The following is an 18,872-nucleotide window of genomic DNA, read 5'->3' on the forward strand; positions in this document are numbered from 1 at the left end:
ATATCGAAAACGGGCCGGTGACGAACGGCACACGTACTGTCGGGTAACCCGGAGAGGGGCGCGGTCATAAGGTGAGCGGCGTACGGATGGGCGCGGGCGGGCTCATACGTGCGGGCACAGACGTAGGCTCCCCACCCTCGATCGATGAAACGGGAGATGGAATGCGCTCGGCGAAGGACTTCTTTCGGCCGTTGGCCGTGGGGGCACCGGCCCCCGTGCGGGAGGTGCCGTTCCGGCCCTCGCGGATGATCCACTTCTTTGATCCCGGCAACGAGAAGATGGCGGCGAAGGTGCCGACGCTGGCGCCGCAGGTCGACGTGCTGCTGGGCAATCTGGAGGACGCCGTACAGGCGGACCGCAAGGTGGTGGCGCGCGAGGGCCTGGTGGCGGTCGCGAAGGCGAACGACTTCGGCGACACGCAGTTGTGGACGCGGATCAACAGCCTGGACTCGCCGTGGGCGCTGGACGACCTGCTGACGCTGGTGACGGAGATCGGCGACCGCCTCGACGTCATCATGGTGCCGAAGGTGGAGGGCGCGGCGGACATCCACTACGTGGACCGGCTGCTGGCGCAGCTCGAGGCCAAGGCACACGTCGAACGGCCGATCCTGGTGCACGCGATCCTGGAGACGGCGACCGGCGTGGCCAATGTGGAGGAGATCGCGGGCGCGAGCCCCCGGATGCAGGGGCTGTCGCTCGGGCCGGCCGACCTCGCCGCGAGCCGCCGGATGAAGACCACCAGGGTCGGCGGGGGACACCCCGGCTACCTGGTGCGGGAGGACCCGAAGGGCGACGGCGCGCCCCGGGCGACGTACCAGCAGGACCTGTGGCACTACACGATCGCCCGAATGGTCGATGCCTGCGCCGCGCACGGGATTCTGCCGTACTACGGCCCCTTCGGGGACATCCAGGACGTGACGGCCTGCGAGGACCAGTTCCGCAACGCCTTCCTGCTCGGGTGCGTCGGCGCGTGGTCGCTGCACCCGGTGCAGATCGCGGTCGCCAAGCGGGTCTTCTCGCCCGCCCCCGAGGACGTGGCCTGGGCGCGCCGGGTGATCGACGCCATGGGCGACGGTACGGGCGCGGTGATGATCGACGGCAAGATGCAGGACGACGCCACGTACAAGCAGTGCCTGGTGGTGTCGGAACTGGCGGACGCCCTCGCCGCCCGCGACCCGGAGCTGGCCGACGCCTACGCGGCGGCGGAGAAGGCGGAGAAGGCGGAGAAGGCCGAGCAAGTGGAGAAGGCCGAGCAGGCCGAGAAGGAGGACACCCGATGAACGACCGGATCACCCCCCGCCGCTCCGTCCTCTACATGCCCGGCGCCAACGACCGCGCCCTGGAGAAGGCCAAGACCCTCCCCACCGACGCCCTCATCCTCGACCTGGAGGACTCCGTCGCCCCCGACGCCAAGGCCGACGCCCGCAAGCGCGTCGCCGAGGCCGCGGCGAGCGGCGAGTACGGCTACCGCGAGGTGACCGTCCGGGTCAACGCGCCCGGCACCCCCTGGCACGCCGACGACGTGAAGGCCGCGGCGGAAGCGGCCCCGGACGCCGTCGTCGTACCGAAGGTCGACTCCCCGGAGACCGTACGGGAGGTCGAGGAGGCCCTGGTGAGGGCCGGGGCCCCGGACCGCACCGCGATCTGGGCGATGATCGAGACCCCGCGGGCCGTCTTCGCCGCCGCGGCCATCGCGGCGGCCTCCCCGCGGCTCACCGTCCTCGTCATGGGCACCAACGACCTCGCCAAGGAACTGCGCGCCGAGCACGTACCGGGCAGGGCCCCGCTGCTCACCGGTCTGTCGCTCGCCCTGCTCGCGGCCCGCGCCAGCGGCAAGGCCGTCTTGGACGGTGTCTACAACGACGTACGTGATCTGCCCGGCTTCGAAGCCGAGACCCGACAAGCCAGGCAGCTCGGCTTCGACGGCAAAACGCTGATCCACCCCACGCAGCTCGAACCGTGCAACCGGATCTTCGCCCCCGCGCAGGAGGAGATCGACAGGTCCCGCCGGATCGTCGAAGCCTTCGAAGAGGCCACGTCACAGGGGCGAGGCGTGGTCACCGTGGACGGCAGGATGATCGAGAATCTGCACGTGGAAGAGGCCCGCAGGGTCCTCACCCTGGCCGAGGCCGTCGCCGGACGCTGACCCGAATGCCCGTCAAGGACGGGCAAAAAGCGACAAGAAGCGGGGCCCGGCCGACCGGCGGCGGGGCCCCGCCCGCATGCGCTTCTGTTGGGATCCACCATGAAGTGCGGACGGACACTGTACGAAGTAGATGGCCCGTTATTCGGTTCCCGCTCGTACTGTCGAGGCATGACCACATCGCAAGAGGTGCCTGCGGACGTGAACGACGCCCGCGGTCGCGTAGCCGATCTGCTCGCCATCCGCGAGCAGGTCCGTCGCGGGCCGAGCGAGCGGGCGACCGAGGCCCAGAAGGCCAAGGGCAAGCTCACCGCCCGCGAGCGGATCGATCTGCTGCTCGACGAGGACAGCTTCCGCGAGGTGGAACCGCTGCGGCGGCACCGTGCGGTCGGCTTCGGTCTCGAAGCCAAGCGGCCCTACACCGACGGCGTCATCACCGGCTGGGGCACCGTCCACGGCCGTACGGTCTTCGTCTACGCCCACGACTTCCGGATCTTCGGCGGCGCGCTCGGCGAAGCGCACGCCACCAAGATCCACAAGATCATGGACATGGCCATCTCGGCCGGCGCGCCCCTGATCTCCCTCAACGACGGTGCCGGGGCCCGCATCCAGGAGGGCGTCTCGGCGCTCGCCGGATACGGCGGCATCTTCCAGCGCAACACCAAGGCGTCGGGCGTGATCCCGCAGATCTCGGTGATGCTCGGCCCGTGCGCGGGCGGCGCGGCGTACAGCCCGGCGCTCACGGACTTCGTGTTCATGGTCCGCGAGACCTCGCAGATGTTCATCACCGGTCCCGACGTCGTCCAGGCCGTGACCGGCGAGAAGATCACGCAGAACGGGCTCGGCGGCGCCGACGTCCACTCCGAGGTCTCCGGCGTCTCGCACTTCGCGTACGACGACGAGCAGACCTGCCTCGAAGAGGTGCGCTACCTGCTCTCGCTGCTCCCGCAGAACAACCGCGAGAACCCGCCCGCCGTCGAGAGCCACGACCCGGCCGACCGGCGCGGCGACGTCCTGCTCGACCTGGTGCCGGCCGACGGCAGCCGCGGTTACGACATGCGCAAGGTCATCGAGGAGATCGTCGACGAGGGCGAGTTCCTGGAGATCCACGAGCGCTGGGCGACCAACATCATCTGCGCGCTGTCCCGGCTCGACGGACAGGTGGTCGGCATCATCGCCAACCAGCCGATGTCGCTGGCCGGTGTGCTGGACATCGAGGCGTCCGAGAAGGCCGCCCGCTTCGTCCAGATGTGCGACGCCTTCAACATCCCGCTGGTCACGCTGCTGGACGTGCCGGGCTTCCTGCCCGGCGTCTCCCAGGAGCACGGCGGCATCATCCGGCACGGCGCGAAGCTGCTGTACGCGTACTGCAACGCCACCGTGCCGCGCATCTCGATCATCCTGCGCAAGGCGTACGGCGGCGCGTACATCGTCATGGACTCGCAGTCCATCGGCGCCGACCTGACCTACGCCTGGCCCACCAACGAGATTGCGGTGATGGGAGCGGAAGGCGCCGCCAACGTCATCTTCCGCCGCCAGATCGCGGAGGCCGACGACCCCGAGGCGATGCGGACGCGCATGGTCAAGGAGTACAAGTCCGAGCTGATGCACCCGTACTACGCGGCCGAGCGCGGCCTCGTCGACGACGTGATCGACCCCGCGGACACCCGCGCGGTGCTGATCAGCTCGCTGGCGATGCTCCGCACCAAGCACGCGGACCTGCCGTCGCGCAAGCACGGCAACCCGCCCCAGTAGTCATGGAGACCACCTTGAGCACTCCCGCCGATTCCCTCGTGCGCGTCGAGAAGGGGCACGCCGCTCCTGAGGAGCTGGCCGCGCTCACCGCCATCCTGCTGGCGCGTGCCGCCGCCGGTGACGCCCCCGAGGCCGCCGACACCCCCAAGCGCCGCTCCACGGCCGGCTGGCGCCGCCTGGAGCGCACCCCCGGCTTCCGCGCCCCGCACTCCTGGCAGGGCTGAGCCGCACCTTCCACGGGCCGCCCGGCGCGACCCACGACGGCTTCGGGCCCCACCGCTTTCGCGGTGGGGCCCGAAGCCGTTACGGGAGAGGGGACCCGGCGCCTACCGCAGCCGCGCCATCAGGGCGTGCTCGACCAGCGTGATGAGCGCGCTCTTGGCGTCGCCGCGGTTGCGCGCGTCCGTCGTGATGATGGGGGCCTCGGGCCCGATCTGGAGGGCCTCGCGGACCTCCTCGGGACCGTACGGCTGGTGTCCGTCGAAGCCGTTGAGGGCGATGACGAACGGCAGGCCGCTGTTCTCGAAGTAGTCGACGGCCGGGAAGCAGTCCGCCAGGCGCCGCGTGTCGACCAGCACGATCGCGCCGATCGCGCCGCGCACCAGGTCGTCCCACATGAACCAGAAACGGTCCTGCCCCGGCGTCCCGAACAGATAGAGGATCAGATCCTCGTCGAGCGTGATGCGGCCGAAGTCCATCGCCACGGTCGTCGTGGTCTTGTCCGGCGCGTGCGTCAGATCGTCGATCCCGGCCGACGCGGACGTCATCACTGCTTCGGTGCGCAACGGATTGATCTCCGACACGGCCCCGACGAACGTGGTCTTGCCCACGCCGAACCCGCCGGCCACCACGATCTTCGCAGACGTGGTCGACCGGCGGACCGTATCGCCCCCGCTGGAGCCCCCGCTAGAGCTTCCGAAGTCCACTGAGCACCCTTTCAAGCAATGTCACGGCTGGCTGTCCGCCCGAGGACTCGTCGCCGCCGGGCTGGTGGATCTGGACCAGTCCGGCCTCAGCCAGGTCGGCCACGAGAATCCGGACCACACCGAGCGGAATCGTCAGCAGAGCGGAGATCTCCGCGATCGACTTGATCTCCCGGCAGAGCAGGCAGATCCGCTGGTGTTCCGGCAACTGCCCACGCAGTCGCTCGGGGTCGGCGGTGGTACTGACCAGCGCCTCTATGGCGAGCTGGTAACGCGGCCTGGTACGGCCGCCGGTCATCGCGTAAGGGCGCACGAGCCCGGAAGGGGCGGGGGGCCGCTTGCTCGCGCCGCCGCTCCCACCGCCGTTCCCGTAACTGCCGCCGCCCCCGTGACCGCCGCTGCCGCCGCCGTGGCGGGGGCCCTGCGGCGGCGCGTAGGGCTGGATACGCGGTTGCCGGTACTGCGGCTCGGGCTCCGGAGAGGGCGCCGAGGGGAAGTTGTAGGGGTTGAGGGGCGGCTGATGCTGGCTGCCGTACGGGTCTCCACCGGGGGACGTGCTCACGAGTCCTCCTCCTGATACGGCTGCGATCCCCCGTCCGAGTACCCGGCTGGTACTCGGACGACCGCTGCCCTTCGCTTTGTTGACGCTGTTCGAGCTAGTTGAGCAGGCTGCCCTGAAGCTCGGCCCGCAGGTCCGGGGTGAGGACGGTGCCCGCTCGGTCGACGAGCAGGGCCATTTCGTAGCCGACCAGGCCGATGTCGCACTCGGGGTGCGCCAGTACGGCCAGCGAGGATCCGTCGGAGACGGACATGATGAAGAGGAAGCCGCGCTCCATCTCCACCACGGTCTGGTTGACGGAGCCGCCCTCGAAGATGCGGGAGGCCCCGGCGGTGAGCGACGTCAGCCCGGAGGCGACGGCGGCGAGCTGGTCGGCGCGGTCGCGGGGGAATCCGTCGGACATCGCGAGCAGCAGGCCGTCGGCGGAGACCACCACCGTGTGGGACACCCCGGGGGTGTTGTCCACGAAGTTGGTGATCAACCAGTTCAGGTTCTGTGCCGCCTGGCTCATCGGACTCAACTAGCGCTCCTGGTTCTGGGGGCCGCCGAATGGGTGCTCGGTGGCCTGTCCGTTCGTATCAGTTCCAGCAGTGCGTCCCTTCTGGACGCCACGCCGCAGGTTACTCAACCTGCCGCGTACGTCCTCGGGGGCGCGGGAGACCTGTGGGCCGCCCTGCGGGGTCTGCGCCGCGGTACCCGGGACCAGATTGGCCTTGGGCACCCGTCGGGGCAGGCCCGAGGGGGTGACCCCGCCCGCCTTGGGCTCGCGGACCTGCTCGGCCCGGTGCCAGTTCTCGTCATTCGTCGACCGCCATTCGGTCGTCGGCTCCGGTTCCCGGTGCTGCCGGGGCTCTGGAGCCTCCTGGGCAGGCTGTTCCTGAGGTGGTTCCGGCCGCTGGCGGTCACGGCGCGGCAAACCCGCGTCCGTCAGCGAAGGGGAGCCTACGCTCTCGGACGGCCGCTGGGGGAGCGGCGGAGCGGATTCCGTTACGTCCGCCCGCGGCTCGGGCTCCTGCGGGGGCTCCGGAACCGGCCACTCCTGCGACGGGGCCTGGTAACCGGTGAACTCCGGCTGGAAGCTCTGGCCGTACGCGGGGTCGTAGGGCTGGTCGAATCCCTGGTCGAAGCCCTGCGGGACGCCCTGGTCATAGCCCTGCTGAGCGCCCTGCCCGTACCCCGGCACCGCGCCGTCGTCGAAGGCCCGCGCGCTCTCGGGGAAACCGTTCCCCTGGTAGCCCTGCTGCTCGTAACCGGACTGGAAGCCCTGCTCGTAGGTCTGCTGCTGATAGCCGGGGTCGAAGCTCGGGTCGTACGCGGGCTGCGCCTGCCGGCCCTGCTCCGGGTAGCCGTTCTGCTCCGCCTGCTCCGGGTAGCCGCCCTGTCCGGGGAAACCGTTCTGCTCCGGGAAGCCGGGCTCGTCGCCCTGGCGGTCCGACGTGGCCGCTTCGAGCTGGGCGCGGCGCTCCTCGCGGACCAGCGACCGGCCCACCGGGTCGAGCGTCGGCGCCGCCGTACCGTCGGCGGTCTCGTAACGCGAGTCGTCGAAGCCCAGCTCGGCCGCGGTCGGCATGTGGCCGACGTCCTGCACCGACTGCTCGGGCACGATCCGCGAGACGGTGAAGTCGCGCTCGTCGTCCTCCGGCAGCAGGGCCTCGCCGCCACCGCCGTGGGTGATCGGCTCGGGCAGCATCACCAGTGAGGTCGTACCCGCCTGCTCGCCCGACGGCCTGAGCTGCACCCGGATGCCGTGCCGGTCGGACAGCCGCCCGACCACGAACAGGCCCATCCGCTTGGCGATCTCCACATCGACCGTCGGCGGGTCGGCCAGCTTGTGGTTGATGTCGGCGAAGTCCTCGGCGGTCAGGCCGATGCCCTTGTCGTGGATCTCCACCATCACCCGGCCGTCCGGCAGCCGGGTCGCGGTCACCCGCACCTTGGTCTGCGGCGAGGAGAACGTCGTCGCGTTCTCCAGCAGCTCGGCCAGCAGGTGCACCAGGTCGGTCACGGCGCTGCCGTGGATGTCCGTCTCCGGGATGCCGACCAGCTCTATACGGTCGTACGCCTCCACCTCGGACGCGGCGGCGCGGAGCACGTCGACCAGCGGAATCGGCTGATTCCACTGCCTGCCCGGCTCCTCACCCGCGAGGACGAGCAGATTCTCGCCGTTGCGGCGCATGCGGGTGGCGAGGTGGTCCATCTGGAAGAGGTGCTCGAGCTGGTCGGGGTCGGCCTCGTTGTTCTCCAGCTCGGTGATCAGGGTGAGCTGGCGCTGGATGAGGCCCTGGTTGCGCTGCGAGAGGTTGGTGAAGATCGCGTTGACGTTGCCCCGCAGCAGCGCCTGCTCCGCGGCGAGCCGCACGGCCTCGCGGTGCACCTGGTCGAAGGCGCGCGCGACCTCGCCGATCTCGTCCTGGCTGTTGATCGGGATCGGCGCCACGGTGGTGTCCACCCGGCCCGGGTCGGTCCGCGAGAGCTGGTCGACCATCGACGGCAGCCGCGTCTCGGCGATCTCGAAGGCCGCGCCGCGCAGCCGCCGCATCGCCCGGCTCATCGAGCGGGCCATCATGCCCGCCACGATGAAGGCCAGGATCAGCGCCACGATCACGATCGCGGAGTTCACGATCGCGTCCCGCTTGGCGTTCGACGCGATCGTCGAGGCGTCGGCGGCGGCCTGGTCGGCCAGCGAGTTCTCGACCGTGTGGTACGCGTCGAAGGAGAGCGTGGAGGCGGCGAAGTACGACTCGGGCGTGATGCCCTCGGCGCGCAGCTGCGCGACGGTCTTCCCCGGCGTGGCGATCTCGGTGACCATCTTCGGCAGGTCCGGCGGTACGACGAACGCCGTGTGCGCGGCCTCCGCCTTGCGCTGCGCCTCGCCGATCAGGTCGGTGCCCTTCTTCTCCGCGGCGGCCTGCGCGTCCTTCAGCCGCTGCACGTCCGCGGCCGTACCGCTGCCGTTGTACTCCGCGACCGAGATGCCCTGGAGGTACTGGTACGAGCCCAGCGCGGTCTTCTGGAGGGCCAGCTCCTTGTCGGAGACCGGCTTCTGCACCAGGATGTGCGTGCCGATCGACCTGGTCAGGGACTCGGCGGCCTTGGCCAGTGACACCGCGTAGAGGGTGCGGCCGTAGGCGGTGACATTGCTGGTGCCGTAACCCAGCTCATTGTCCAGTTCCAACAGCGGGTGCTGGATCTTGACGTAGAACTCCTCGGTCTGCACCCCGGAGAGCTGACGGGTGTACGCGACCTTGCGGAGCGTGGCGAGCTGCGGCTCGACGGTCCTGAAGTTGGCCATCCGGCGCTTGAGCCCGGCCTCGTTCGGCATCTTGGCCGCGGCGGCGTCGAATTCGCGGGCCGCCTCGTCGGTGGCGGCGCGGGCGGTGGAGACCGCCGGATCGTCACGTTTTCCCGCCAGCAGCGGAACCGCGGTGACATCACGTTCGTTGATCAGTGCGTGACTGTAGGTCGTGGCGGCGCGTACCAGATTCGCGGTACGTACGGCGTCGTCGGCCTGGCTCCAGGTGTCGACCGAGCTCTTGACCCGGAAGCCGCCGAAGACGAGGGCGACCAGGACCGGGATCAGCAGGATGACGTTGAGGCGGGTCGCGACCCGCCAGTTGCGCATGCTCAGCCGGGTGCCCGGGTCGTCCGGCGGCTCGGGAGCCGAGATGGCGGGTGCGCCCCCGGGACGTTGGGGCGGCGTGAAGTTCCCCCGCGGACCCTGAGCAGGGCCCGCTTCTGCTCGCCTCGTGTTCCTCACTGGACCAACAACCTCTCGGCGACGGCACGAACGAAGGCCGTTACTACTCTCGGGTTCTGCGAATTCCAGCACGTCATGTAGGCCCCAGCCAAACGTCCGGCATATGGGACGCGGCACAGTAACGGCGAAGATAAAACGGGCATAAGTAAAATCCCCCGTCAAACCATATGACAGATGTACGCGCTGCGACACCGGCTGAGCGCGAGCCGTGTTCGACGCCCGCCGAAACTCTCTCGAAATGTTATGAAGACGGGGACCGGCCGTGTCTCCTGACACAGCCGGTCCCCGTGGCTTGTTTTCACCAGCAACTCGCCGCTGGCGCCTGTCTGTTGAGCCTTCTTCCGAGCCTGCCCGCTACTTCAGCCGGGCAAGCAGCGCGTGCTCGACCAGCGTGATCAGCGCGCTCTTCGCCTCGCCGCGATGGCGGGCGTCGGTCGTGATGATCGGTGCCTCGGGCCCGATCTGGAGGGCCTCGCGCACCTCCTCCGGACGGTACGGCTGGTGTCCGTCGAAGCCGTTGAGGGCGATGACGAACGGCAGGCCGCTGTTCTCGAAGTAGTCGACGGCCGGGAAACAGTCCGCGAGCCTGCGGGTGTCCACCAGCACCACGGCGCCGATCGCACCGCGCACCAGGTCGTCCCACATGAACCAGAAACGGTCCTGGCCGGGCGTCCCGAACAGGTACAGGATCAGGTCGTCGTCCAGGGTGATACGGCCGAAGTCCATGGCCACCGTGGTGGTGGTCTTGTCCTGGACGTGGCTCAGGTCGTCGATCCCGGCCGAGGCCGAGGTCATCACGGCCTCGGTGCGCAGCGGGTTGATCTCCGACACGGCACCCACGAACGTGGTCTTGCCGACACCGAAGCCACCCGCCACCACGATCTTCGCAGACGTGGTGGACCGCACCGATTGCTGCGCGCCGTACGCCGGCTGCGGCTGCGGCCTAGAGCTTCCGAAGTCCACTGAGCACCCTCTCAAGCAGTGTCACATCAGGCTGGCCGCCCGCCTCGCCGCTGCCCGGCTGATGGATGGCGACCATGCCGGCCTCGGCGAGGTCGGCCACAAGAATCCTGGCCACACCGAGCGGGATGGCGAGCAGAGCGGAGATCTCCGCGACCGACTTGATCTCGCGCGTGAGATGGCAGATCCGCTGGTGTTCCGGCAGCAGCCCCGCGTACTGCCCCGGGTCGGCGGTCGTGCTGACCAGCGCCTCGATGGCGAGCTGGTAGCGGGGCCGAGTGCGGCCACCTGTCATGGCGTACGGCCGAACCAGCGGCTGATCGCCTTCCACCCCGTACGGCGCGTGGTGGGACGCGCCGTACGGGCCCGGCGAAGCGGGTGGCGGGGTCATGAGGGTCCTCCGTGTCCGGGCAGTGCTGTCGCGGTGCGGGAAGTACGGAAAAACATGGGGGGAGACGGATGGTTCAGTGCATGAGGCTGCCCTGGAGCTCTGCACGGAGATCCGGGGTGAGGACGGTGCCCGCTCGGTCGACGAGCAGGGCCATTTCGTAGCCGACCAGGCCGATGTCGCACTCGGGGTGCGCCAGCACGGCGATGGAGGAACCCTCGGAGACCGACATGATGAAGAGGAAGCCGCGCTCCATCTCCACCACGGTCTGGTTGACCGCGCCGCCCTCGAAGATCCGGGACGCCCCGGCCGTGAGGGAGGTCAGCCCGGAGGCGACGGCGGCGAGCTGGTCGGCGCGGTCGCGGGGGAATCCGTCGGACATCGCGAGCAGCAGGCCGTCGGCGGAGACCACCACCGTGTGGGACACCCCGGGGGTGTTGTCCACGAAGTTGGTGATCAACCAGTTCAGGTTCTGTGCCGCCTGGCTCATCGCACTCAACTAACGCTCCTGATTCGTACCGAAACCACGGCCGTCGGTGTTGCCCCCGGCCTCGCGGCCCTGCTGGATACCACGGCGGAGGTTGGTCAGACGTCCGCGTACGTCGTCGGGCGCCCGCGAGATCTGCGGGCCGCCCTGCGGCGCTTGCTGCGGCGCCGCGCCACCGGCGACGAGGTTGGCCCTCGGCACCCGGCGCGGCAGCCCCGACGGAGTGACCCCGCCGGCCGAAGGTTCGCGGATCTGCTCGGCCCGCTGACGCAGCGCGTCGTTGGGCGAGGTCCGCCAGTTCGGGGTCTCCCTGGGCAGCGGCTGCGCCACCGGAGCGGCGGGAGCCTGGCCCTGGTACTGCGCCGAAGCGGGCACGGAGGCGGGCGGCGCCTGTACGGGCTGCTGCTGACCGCCGCCGGGGCGCTGGACGCCGTTCCCGTTGCCGTTCCCGCCGTTGCCGCCGTTGCCGTTTCCATTGCCGTTGCCATTGGCGACACCGGGCGCCGTCGTGCCGGGGCGCTGCGGGCGGAACCGCTGCGGGGCCGCGGGCGGAGCCGTACGGCCCACCGGGCGGACCGGCGGGGCCTCCTGGCCGCGCGCGCTCTGCTCCACGTGGATCTGCTGCATCCGCTCGGCCTGGCCGGTGCGGAACCAGTCCGACTCGATCGACGAGAAGATCGGCGTCGGCTCGTCCCCGCGGGTCGGGGCCGGGGGCAGCGCCATCGGCTCGGCGGGCTGCTGGGGCTGCTGCTGAGGCTGCGGCGCCTGGGGCTGCTGCGGGCTCTGCATCGGCTGCTGGACCGGGTACTGACCGGTGTTGCCCTGCTGCGGCTGCTGCGGCTGCACGGGGAACTGCCCGGTCCCGTACGGGTCCTGGTACTGCTGCTGGTTCTGGTCGTAGCCCTGGCCGCCGTTGCCCTGCTGGGGGCCGCCGCGCTGCGGCAGACCCTGGCCGGGGAAGGCGTCGGGGCGCGGGCCGCTGGGGGGCGGGCCCTGGTACTGGTTGCTGCCGGGGAAGCCCTGCTGCTGACCGGGCTGACCGCCCTGTCCCTGCTGACCGCCCTGGCCCGGACGGGCCTGCGGCTGCTGGCCGGGCATCCGGAACTCGCCGGTGCCGTCGGCCTGCACGGCCGGGAACTGCGCCGTGTCGCCGGGACCGCCCTGGCCCTGGCCGCCCTGCGGCTGGCCGGGCATCGCGAACTGGCCCGTGCTGTACGTCTCTTCGGGGCTGCGGGCGCCGCGCTGCGGCAGGCCCGGGTGGGGGCCGCCCTGCACCGGGAACTGCCCGGTGTCGCTGGTGCCGCGACCGCCGCCCTGGTTGCCCTGGTTGCCCTGACCCTGGCCGCCCTGGCTCTGGTTGCCCTGGCCGGTCGGTGCGAAGTCGTCGTCGCGGACCGGCGGGAACTGCGCGGTGTCAGCGGGGCCGTTCTGCCGCGGCGCGGGGCCCGAGCGACCGCCGAACACGTCGGAACGGAAGCCGGAGGGGCCGGTGCTCTGCGGCTGCGGCGGCGGGAACTGGCCCGGCTGCTGCTGTCCGCTCTGCTGGCCGCCTTGCTGACCGCCCTGCCGGCCGCCGAAGTTCTGGCCGCCCTGCTGACCGCCCTGGCCGCCCTGGCCGAAGTCCTGACCGCCGCCGGGGGGACGGCCGAAGGCGCCACCGGGCTGCTGGAAGTCGCCGCGCGGGCCCTGTCCGGGAGCGTCGAAGGCGGAGGCCGCCTCGACGTCCTCGTGGCCGCGCGGGGTGTCCTGGAGACCGCGGTCGTCGGGGAAGCCCTGCTGGCCGCCGTTCTGGTCCTGCGCCCAGCGCGGCGTGCCGCCCTGCTGCGGGGGACCGCCGGGACGGCCCGCTCCGGGGCTCAGCGCCGGACGCTGCTGGCCGCCCGCGACCGGGGTGCGCTGCGGCGGCCGGTTGACCGGCGCGGAGTTGGGCGAGTTGCCGAACGCGCCGGCGATGCCGGAGCCCGCGGCGGCCGGGGGAGCGCCCGCGGGGCGCCCGCCGCCCATCTGGCCGATGTTCTTGGGGTTACGGCCGCCCTGCGTGACGTCCACGGGCAGCATGACCAGCGCGGTCGTACCGCCGGAGTCGGACGGGCGGAGCTGGATCCGGATGCCGTGCCGCAGGGACAGGCGGCCGACCACGAACAGACCCATGCGGCGGGAGACGGAGACGTCCACCGTCGGCGGGTTCGCCAGCCGCTCGTTGATGTCCGCGAGGTCCTCGGGCGACAGGCCGATACCGGTGTCGTGGATCTCGATCAGCACCCGGCCGTCCGGCAGCGAGTGACCGGTGACCTTCACCTTGGTCTGCGGCGAGGAGAACGACGTCGCGTTCTCCAGCAGCTCGGCGAGCAGGTGGACGAGGTCGTTGACGATACGGCCGGTGACCTCGGCCGACGGTACCGACGTCAGTTCGATCCGCTCGTACTGCTCCACCTCGGACGCGGCGGCGCGCAGCACGTCGACCAGCGGGACCGGGCGGGTCCACCGGCGGCCCGGCTCCTCACCGGCGAGGACCAGCAGATTCTCACCGTTGCGGCGCATGCGGGTCGCGAGGTGGTCGAGCTTGAAGAGCGAGGAGAGCTGGTCCGGGTCGGCCTCGCGGGACTCCAGTTCGGAGATGAGCGAGAGCTGACGCTGGATGAGGCCCTGGCTGCGGCGCGAGAGGTTGGTGAACATCGCGTTGACGTTCCCTCGCAGGAGGGCCTGCTCGGCGGCGAGTCGTACGGCCTCGCTGTGGACCTCGTCGAAGGCCCGCGCCACCTGGCCGATCTCGTCGCGGCTGTTGATGCCGATCGACTCGACCGAGGTGTCGACGTCCTGCGGGTCGGTCTCGGAGAGCTGCTTGACCAGCTCGGGCAGCCGCTTCTGGGCCACGTCGTTGGCGGTCTGCTGGAGCCTGCGCAGCGACCGGATCATCGAGCGGGCCACGATGAAGGCGCCGACCACGGCGACGCCGAGGACCAGCAGGATGATCGCGCCGGAGATCAGCGCGGACTGCTTGGCCTCGCTCTGCAGCTTGAGGGCCTTCTGCTGCATCTCGTTGAGCAGCGACCGCTCGATCTGGCTCATCGCCTGGATCTTGGTCTTGGCCGCGTCGTCCCAGTCGAGGTACGAGCTGTCGATCTTGGTGATCGCGTTCTGCGAGGCGGCGATGCGCTGGCGCGTGGTGTCGTGCGCGCTGATCGTGAGGTTGCCGCCCTCGATCGGGGTCAGCAGCGCCGCGCTCTTGGGTCCGTAGATCTTCTGGAACCGGGTGAGCGCGGTGTCCTCGTTCGCGGCGCCGTACTTCACCGACTGGTAGTCGTTGGCGTTCAGCTTGCCGCCGGTGGCGAGCGCGGCGCTGATCACCGCGCGCTGGATCGACTCGTACTCCTTGGCGGAGGAGAAGGCGGCCAGCGCGCGGGTGCTCTGGATCATCTCGGGGTTGTTGGTCGCCTGCGCCATGTCCTGGGACAGCGAGAGCAGGGACTGCACCAGGTCGTCGTACTGCGAGACCGTCTGCGAGATGGTGGAGGTCGAGGTGTACGCCTCGTCGCGGATCTCCGCCAGGTTGGCGAGCTGGGTGCCGATCGCCAGCAGGGTGGCGCGGACGCCGGAGAAGACCGGGTCGCGCTCGGAGACGTTGTCGCTGGCGTTCAGATACTGCTTGTACTCGCGGTCGGTGGCCTGCCGGGAGGCCTCCACCGCGTCGTTGGTCTTGTCGCCGGACGACAGCGGTCCGGCCGAGCTGTCCCGTTCCTCCTGGAGCGCGGCGGCGAGCTGCGTCGCGTGCTCGGTGATGTCGGTCAGCGTCTTCATGTGCTCGAGCTGGTTGATGTTGTCCAGCGAGCTGTTGATGCGCATGCCGCCCAGGACGGTGGCCGTGACCACCGGGAGGGCGAGCAGGGAGACGAGTCTGGTGCTGATGCGCCAGTTGCGCATGGCTATTCGGGGCCCCGGCTTGCCCGCGAGACCGGTGATCTTGCCCGCCTCGATGCCGCTGGGCGTGCTCGGTCGTCCGGTGGCAGCCGTCGTGCCCGGCGCAGTGCTCGCCGAGTCACCCGCCTGCTGCGGTGTCGGGCCGTTGCCGGTCCCGCCGGGCTGCTGCTCCGGGTCGCCCGCAGCGCCGCTGTCCCTCTTGAAACGTCCCTGCACTAGCGTCGCAACCTCTGGACCAGGCGTCCCCCGCGATGAAGCGGACAGGACGGTGTCGAGTCATGGGGGCTCAGGCCGCCCCGGGTTGCGAGGAGGCCGATTGATGCCCTTCACCACCGCTCGGTGCTCGAACGCGCCCCCTGCGCGCCGGCTCGATGTGATGCGGCGGTCCGGGGAATTCCAGCACAGTGCTGGATCTCCCAACAAGGGCCGTAGCCGACCTGTTGGAATCCGTTACTCGTCGCGTCGGGCCAAGCACTGAGTGTTGACATTTGATGTGGTGAAAGCGGGGGATTCCGGACCTAGCACCCCCCTGTTCGCACGAGTCACTCGCTGTCCCAGCCGGGTCGATGACAGCTGAATCGTACGACTGTGTGGGACTTGACCGGTTTGAGTCTGCCGGTCGGATGCGCGCAATGCCTGCTTTGCGACTCACTTAGTGAGCAAAATCACAGCCTGGTGCATGTCTGGGCCACGTTGTTCCGGGAAAGGGCCGCACTAGCCTGGTGCTTTACACATCGCGGTTTTCTGTCAACCCGCGCCCTGCGGGCGCCCCGAGTCACCGAGGTCCACACGGCCGATGAAGACCACCATGCTGTTCCGTCCGATCGCGAACCCGCGCCGCACCACCCTCGCGCACCTCAAGGACGCCGCTGAACTCGGGGTCCCCGCCGCGTCGGACACCGAAGCCGCCACGACCGCCGAGCAGGCCGTCGCCGAGCCCCTGCCGCAGGTCACCGCGAACCCGCGCCGCACCGTCCTGCACGAGCTGCCCACCGCCTGATCGGCGCGTATGGGCCCGGCCACTAAGCTGGGCCCATGCGTATCGCGAGGTTCTCGATCGACGGCAATGTCGCCTTTGGGGCTGTCGAAGCGGCCGAAGGCACCGACGGCGGCGAAGGCGACGGCGGAACAGCCGGCCACGACGGCCTCGTCATCAACATCATGAAGGGCATCCCCTTCGCGGACTTCGAGCTGTCCGGTACGCGGGTCCCGCTCGACAAGGTGCGGCTGCTGCCGCCCGTGCTGCCGAACAAGGTCGTCGCCATCGGCCGCAACTACGCGGACCACGCGAAGGAGTTGGGCCACGAGGTGCCGACGGCGCCCTGGGCCTTCTTCAAGCCCTCCACCTCCGTGATCGGCCACGGCGACCCGATCGTGTACCCCTCCTTCTCGCAGGAGGTGCACCACGAGGCCGAACTGGCCGTCGTCATCAGCCGGTTGTGCCGCGAGGTGCCGCGCGAGCGGGTCCGCGACGTCATCCTCGGCTACACCTGCGCCAACGACGTGACGGCCCGCGACACCCAGCGGACCGAGAAGCAGTGGGCGCGCGCCAAGGGCTTCGACTCCTCCTGCCCGCTCGGCCCCTGGATCGAGACCGACCTCGACCCCTCCGACCTCGCCATCACCGCGACGGTCAACGGCGAGCTGCGCCAGGCGGGCCGCACCGCGCAGATGATCAACTCGATCGAGGACCTGATCGTCAACATCACCGAGGCGATGACGCTGCTCCCCGGTGACGTGCTGCTCACCGGCACCCCCGCGGGCGTCGGCCCGATCCGGCCGGGTGACGAGGTCTCCGTGACGGTCGAGGGCATCGGCACCCTGACCAACAAGGTCGTCGCGCGGAGCTGACCCGCTTCGTACCCTGGGCGTTATGCCGATACGAGCGGTTCTCTGGGACATCGACGACACGATCTTCGACTACGCGAGCGCCGACCGCGTCGGCCTGCGGGCCCATCTGGCCGTCGAGGGACTGCCGGACGGGTGCGGGAGCGTGGACGCCGCCGTGCTGCGCTGGGCCGAGCTGACCGAGCTCCACTGGGCGCGGTTCTCGGCGGGGGAGTGCGACTTCGAGGCGCAGCGCAGGGACCGCGTGCGCGACTTCCTGGGGCTGCCGCTGACGGACGCGGAGGCCGAGGAGTGGTTCGACCGCCACCGCACGCACTACGAGGCCGCTTGGTCCCTCTTCCCCGACGCCGTACCCGCCCTGGACGGCCTCACCCCCCACTACCGGCACGCGGTGCTGTCCAACTCCGCCTTCGTCGTACAGGACCGCAAGCTGCGCGCGCTGGGCGTACGGGACCGCTTCGAGGTGCTGCTGTGCGCCGCGGAGCTGGGGGTCTCCAAGCCCGCCGCCGCGGCCTTCCACGCGGCCTGCGAGGCGCTGTCCCTGGAGCCGCACGAGGTCGCGTACGTGGGCAACGAGCCGGACATCGACGCCCGCGGCGCGGCCGACGCGGGCCTGGTCGGCATCTGGCTGGACCGCCACGACCTCGGCTCCCGTCCCGACCTCACCCGCATCACCGGTCTCGCCGAGCTTGCTGACCTGCTGCGCGGCGATACTCGTTTTGGAGCGGTGTCCCGCATCGGGTAATGTTCTTCCTGCGCCGCCCGAGAGGGCCGAAAGGTCCGGCAGGGGGGCGTGATCCAAGCACAATCCCGCAAGGGGTTGCGTTTTGATGGGGTATGGTGTAATTGGCAACACGGCTGATTCTGGTTCAGTTGTTCTAGGTTCGAGTCCTGGTACCCCAGCGCATAGTTCAGTGCATTGCAGTGCGAGCCCCCGTTGTGTAGCGGCCTAGCACGCCGCCCTCTCAAGGCGGTAGCGCCGGTTCGAATCCGGTCGGGGGTACAGATCCTTCTCGCGTGATCACCTGGGTCGCACCCGTTGGTCATGATGCAGGATCGCTAGGGCCCCCGTTGTGTAGCGGCCTAGCACGCCGCCCTCTCAAGGCGGTAGCGCCGGTTCGAATCCGGTCGGGGGTACGCAAGCAGAGAAGTAACGGTACGGCCGAGGTCCTCACTCAGGTGGGGGCCTTTTTCGTTTCCGGCCGCCGTTCCCGGCCGTCGTCCTCTCCCACGGGCCAACCGCCGTACCGGGCAGGGGCGTTCGCGCACCGGCGGCCCCTGCCGAGGACGGTTCAGCCGCTGCGGCGCAGCGCCTCGCTCAGCCGGGCCGCGGCGTCGATGACGGCCTGCGCGTGCATCCGGCCCGGGTGCCGGGTCAGCCGCTCGATCGGTCCCGAGACGGAGACGGCGGCGACCACGCGGTTGGAGGGGCCGCGGACGGGCGCGGACACCGAGGCGACCCCGGGCTCCCGCTCGCCGATCGACTGCGACCAGCCGCGGCGGCGTACGCCCGACAGCGCGGTGGCGGTGAAGCGCGCGCCCTGGAGGCCGCGGTGCAGCCGCTCGGGCTCCTCCCAGGCCATCAGGACCTGCGCGGCGGACCCGGCCTTCATCGGGAGCGTGGAGCCGACCGGCACGGTGTCCCGCAGGCCGGAAAGGCGCTCCGCCGCGGCCACGCAGATGCGCATGTCGCCCTGACGGCGGTAGAGCTGGGCACTTTCTCCCGTGACGTCCCGCAGGTGGGTCAGGACCGGGCCCGCCGTCGCCAGCAGCCGGTCCTCGCCCGCGGCGGCGGCCAACTCCGACAGCCGCGGTCCCAGGATGAAGCGGCCCTGCATGTCGCGGGCCACCATGCGGTGGTGTTCGAGCGCGACCGCCAGGCGGTGCGCGGTGGGGCGGGCCAGGCCCGTGGCGCCGACGAGGCCGGCCAGGGTGGCCGGTCCCGACTCCAGTGCGCTGAGCACCAGAGCCGCCTTGTCGAGAACGCCGACGCCGCTAGAATTGTCCATGCAACGATATTCGCGTCTCACACTGTGAAACGCAAGCTCAATTTTCCGGGGAAGCCGTCAGGCTGGGGGCACAGGGCAGGACCGCCGTGCTCCCGCGGAGACACCAGGGGAACCGACGGCGTCCG

Annotated in this window: 16 protein-coding genes and 3 tRNA genes; 10 read left to right on the forward strand and 9 right to left on the reverse strand. The window is 70.3% G+C overall.

Annotated elements, in window-relative coordinates; all coding sequences use genetic code 11:
* The first annotated feature begins 161 nt into the window (after window positions 1–161).
* From ACZ4EF_RS11580 to ACZ4EF_RS11595, 4 genes are all read left to right on the forward strand, one after another.
* The gene (locus ACZ4EF_RS11580; protein WP_467504054.1) at window positions 162–1,280 is read left to right on the forward strand and encodes an HpcH/HpaI aldolase/citrate lyase family protein; all 1,119 of its coding nucleotides are present in this window, start codon (window positions 162–164) and stop codon (window positions 1,278–1,280) included.
* The gene (locus tag ACZ4EF_RS11585) at window positions 1,277–2,146 is read left to right on the forward strand and encodes an HpcH/HpaI aldolase/citrate lyase family protein (protein ID WP_467504056.1); all 870 of its coding nucleotides are present in this window, start codon (window positions 1,277–1,279) and stop codon (window positions 2,144–2,146) included. Before ACZ4EF_RS11580 ends, ACZ4EF_RS11585 begins: the two co-directional genes overlap by 4 nt.
* A gap of 168 nt (window positions 2,147–2,314) precedes the next feature.
* Window positions 2,315–3,898 (forward strand): acyl-CoA carboxylase subunit beta, encoded by a 1,584-nt coding sequence (locus ACZ4EF_RS11590; RefSeq protein WP_355349397.1) that lies wholly within the window; start codon window positions 2,315–2,317, stop codon window positions 3,896–3,898.
* Between the two features lie 2 nt (window positions 3,899–3,900).
* Window positions 3,901–4,122 carry an acyl-CoA carboxylase epsilon subunit gene (locus ACZ4EF_RS11595; RefSeq protein WP_355349400.1) on the forward strand — a complete coding sequence of 74 codons (222 nt, stop codon included), beginning with the start codon at window positions 3,901–3,903 and terminating at the stop codon, window positions 4,120–4,122.
* A gap of 102 nt (window positions 4,123–4,224) precedes the next feature.
* Here ACZ4EF_RS11595 and ACZ4EF_RS11600 read toward each other — a convergent pair whose 3' ends face one another.
* From ACZ4EF_RS11600 to ACZ4EF_RS11635, 8 genes are all read right to left on the reverse strand, one after another.
* Window positions 4,225–4,824 carry a GTP-binding protein gene (locus ACZ4EF_RS11600; RefSeq protein ID WP_355349403.1) on the reverse strand — a complete coding sequence of 200 codons (600 nt, stop codon included), beginning with the start codon at window positions 4,822–4,824 and terminating at the stop codon, window positions 4,225–4,227.
* Window positions 4,805–5,383 carry a DUF742 domain-containing protein gene (locus ACZ4EF_RS11605; protein ID WP_391050370.1) on the reverse strand — a complete coding sequence of 193 codons (579 nt, stop codon included), beginning with the start codon at window positions 5,381–5,383 and terminating at the stop codon, window positions 4,805–4,807. Before ACZ4EF_RS11605 ends, ACZ4EF_RS11600 begins: the two co-directional genes overlap by 20 nt.
* Before the next feature lie 94 nt (window positions 5,384–5,477).
* Complete coding sequence (locus tag ACZ4EF_RS11610) at window positions 5,478–5,891, reverse strand: roadblock/LC7 domain-containing protein (protein ID WP_033173109.1); 414 nt, start codon at window positions 5,889–5,891, stop codon at window positions 5,478–5,480.
* 9 nt (window positions 5,892–5,900) lie between these two features.
* Window positions 5,901–9,002 carry a sensor histidine kinase gene (locus tag ACZ4EF_RS11615; RefSeq protein ID WP_391050369.1) on the reverse strand — a complete coding sequence of 1,034 codons (3,102 nt, stop codon included), beginning with the start codon at window positions 9,000–9,002 and terminating at the stop codon, window positions 5,901–5,903.
* 489 nt (window positions 9,003–9,491) lie between these two features.
* Window positions 9,492–10,100, reverse strand: a complete 609-nt coding sequence (locus ACZ4EF_RS11620; RefSeq protein WP_391050368.1) for a GTP-binding protein — start codon at window positions 10,098–10,100, stop codon at window positions 9,492–9,494.
* The gene (locus ACZ4EF_RS11625; protein ID WP_093717892.1) at window positions 10,081–10,488 is read right to left on the reverse strand and encodes a DUF742 domain-containing protein; all 408 of its coding nucleotides are present in this window, start codon (window positions 10,486–10,488) and stop codon (window positions 10,081–10,083) included. The genes ACZ4EF_RS11620 and ACZ4EF_RS11625 overlap by 20 nt, the downstream gene beginning before the upstream one ends.
* Before the next feature lie 73 nt (window positions 10,489–10,561).
* Complete coding sequence (locus tag ACZ4EF_RS11630; RefSeq protein WP_317452960.1) at window positions 10,562–10,975, reverse strand: roadblock/LC7 domain-containing protein; 414 nt, start codon at window positions 10,973–10,975, stop codon at window positions 10,562–10,564.
* A 9-nt stretch (window positions 10,976–10,984) separates the two neighbouring features.
* Window positions 10,985–15,106 (reverse strand): sensor histidine kinase, encoded by a 4,122-nt coding sequence (locus ACZ4EF_RS11635; RefSeq protein ID WP_467504059.1) that lies wholly within the window; start codon window positions 15,104–15,106, stop codon window positions 10,985–10,987.
* A gap of 580 nt (window positions 15,107–15,686) precedes the next feature.
* On the opposite strand from ACZ4EF_RS11635, the gene ACZ4EF_RS11640 reads away from it, so the two are divergent.
* The 6 genes from ACZ4EF_RS11640 to ACZ4EF_RS11665 all read left to right on the forward strand — a co-directional run bounded on the left by ACZ4EF_RS11640 (window position 15,687) and on the right by ACZ4EF_RS11665 (window position 17,875).
* Window positions 15,687–15,890: a hypothetical protein gene (locus ACZ4EF_RS11640; RefSeq protein ID WP_188284971.1), complete on the forward strand. Its 204-nt coding sequence runs from the start codon at window positions 15,687–15,689 to the stop codon at window positions 15,888–15,890.
* A 35-nt stretch (window positions 15,891–15,925) separates the two neighbouring features.
* The gene (locus ACZ4EF_RS11645; protein ID WP_355349418.1) at window positions 15,926–16,741 is read left to right on the forward strand and encodes a fumarylacetoacetate hydrolase family protein; all 816 of its coding nucleotides are present in this window, start codon (window positions 15,926–15,928) and stop codon (window positions 16,739–16,741) included.
* Between the two features lie 22 nt (window positions 16,742–16,763).
* Window positions 16,764–17,483, forward strand: coding sequence for an HAD family hydrolase (locus tag ACZ4EF_RS11650; protein ID WP_401722926.1), 720 nt, complete (start codon window positions 16,764–16,766; stop codon window positions 17,481–17,483).
* Between the two features lie 86 nt (window positions 17,484–17,569).
* Window positions 17,570–17,641, forward strand: a tRNA-Gln gene (locus tag ACZ4EF_RS11655).
* A gap of 27 nt (window positions 17,642–17,668) precedes the next feature.
* Window positions 17,669–17,741: transfer RNA gene (locus tag ACZ4EF_RS11660), tRNA-Glu, on the forward strand.
* Window positions 17,742–17,802: 61 nt separating this feature from the next.
* Window positions 17,803–17,875 (forward strand) — tRNA-Glu (locus ACZ4EF_RS11665).
* 155 nt (window positions 17,876–18,030) lie between these two features.
* Here the strand turns inward: ACZ4EF_RS11665 and ndgR are convergent.
* Window positions 18,031–18,747, reverse strand: a complete 717-nt coding sequence (gene ndgR / locus ACZ4EF_RS11670) for an IclR family transcriptional regulator NdgR (protein WP_188284974.1) — start codon at window positions 18,745–18,747, stop codon at window positions 18,031–18,033.
* Window positions 18,748–18,872 lie beyond the last annotated feature (125 nt).

It is taken from the genome of Streptomyces sp. NPDC025721 (genome assembly GCF_055558595.1).

What these genes read in the sequence shown, in the direction of transcription:
- ACZ4EF_RS11580 (WP_467504054.1), top strand. Translation starts at nt 162, where the DNA reads ATGCGCTCGGCGAAGGACTTCTTTCGGCCGTTGGCCGTGGGGGCACCG.
- ACZ4EF_RS11585 (WP_467504056.1), top strand. Translation starts at nt 1,277, where the DNA reads ATGAACGACCGGATCACCCCCCGCCGCTCCGTCCTCTACATGCCCGGC.
- ACZ4EF_RS11590 (WP_355349397.1), top strand. Translation starts at nt 2,315, where the DNA reads ATGACCACATCGCAAGAGGTGCCTGCGGACGTGAACGACGCCCGCGGT.
- ACZ4EF_RS11595 (WP_355349400.1), top strand. Translation starts at nt 3,901, where the DNA reads ATGGAGACCACCTTGAGCACTCCCGCCGATTCCCTCGTGCGCGTCGAG.
- ACZ4EF_RS11610 (WP_033173109.1), bottom strand. Translation starts at nt 5,891, where the DNA reads ATGAGCCAGGCGGCACAGAACCTGAACTGGTTGATCACCAACTTCGTG.
- ACZ4EF_RS11615 (WP_391050369.1), bottom strand. Translation starts at nt 9,002, where the DNA reads ATGCGCAACTGGCGGGTCGCGACCCGCCTCAACGTCATCCTGCTGATC.
- ACZ4EF_RS11625 (WP_093717892.1), bottom strand. Translation starts at nt 10,488, where the DNA reads ATGACCCCGCCACCCGCTTCGCCGGGCCCGTACGGCGCGTCCCACCAC.
- ACZ4EF_RS11630 (WP_317452960.1), bottom strand. Translation starts at nt 10,975, where the DNA reads ATGAGCCAGGCGGCACAGAACCTGAACTGGTTGATCACCAACTTCGTG.
- ACZ4EF_RS11640 (WP_188284971.1), top strand. Translation starts at nt 15,687, where the DNA reads ATGAAGACCACCATGCTGTTCCGTCCGATCGCGAACCCGCGCCGCACC.
- ACZ4EF_RS11645 (WP_355349418.1), top strand. Translation starts at nt 15,926, where the DNA reads ATGCGTATCGCGAGGTTCTCGATCGACGGCAATGTCGCCTTTGGGGCT.
- ACZ4EF_RS11650 (WP_401722926.1), top strand. Translation starts at nt 16,764, where the DNA reads ATGCCGATACGAGCGGTTCTCTGGGACATCGACGACACGATCTTCGAC.
- ndgR (WP_188284974.1), bottom strand. Translation starts at nt 18,747, where the DNA reads ATGGACAATTCTAGCGGCGTCGGCGTTCTCGACAAGGCGGCTCTGGTG.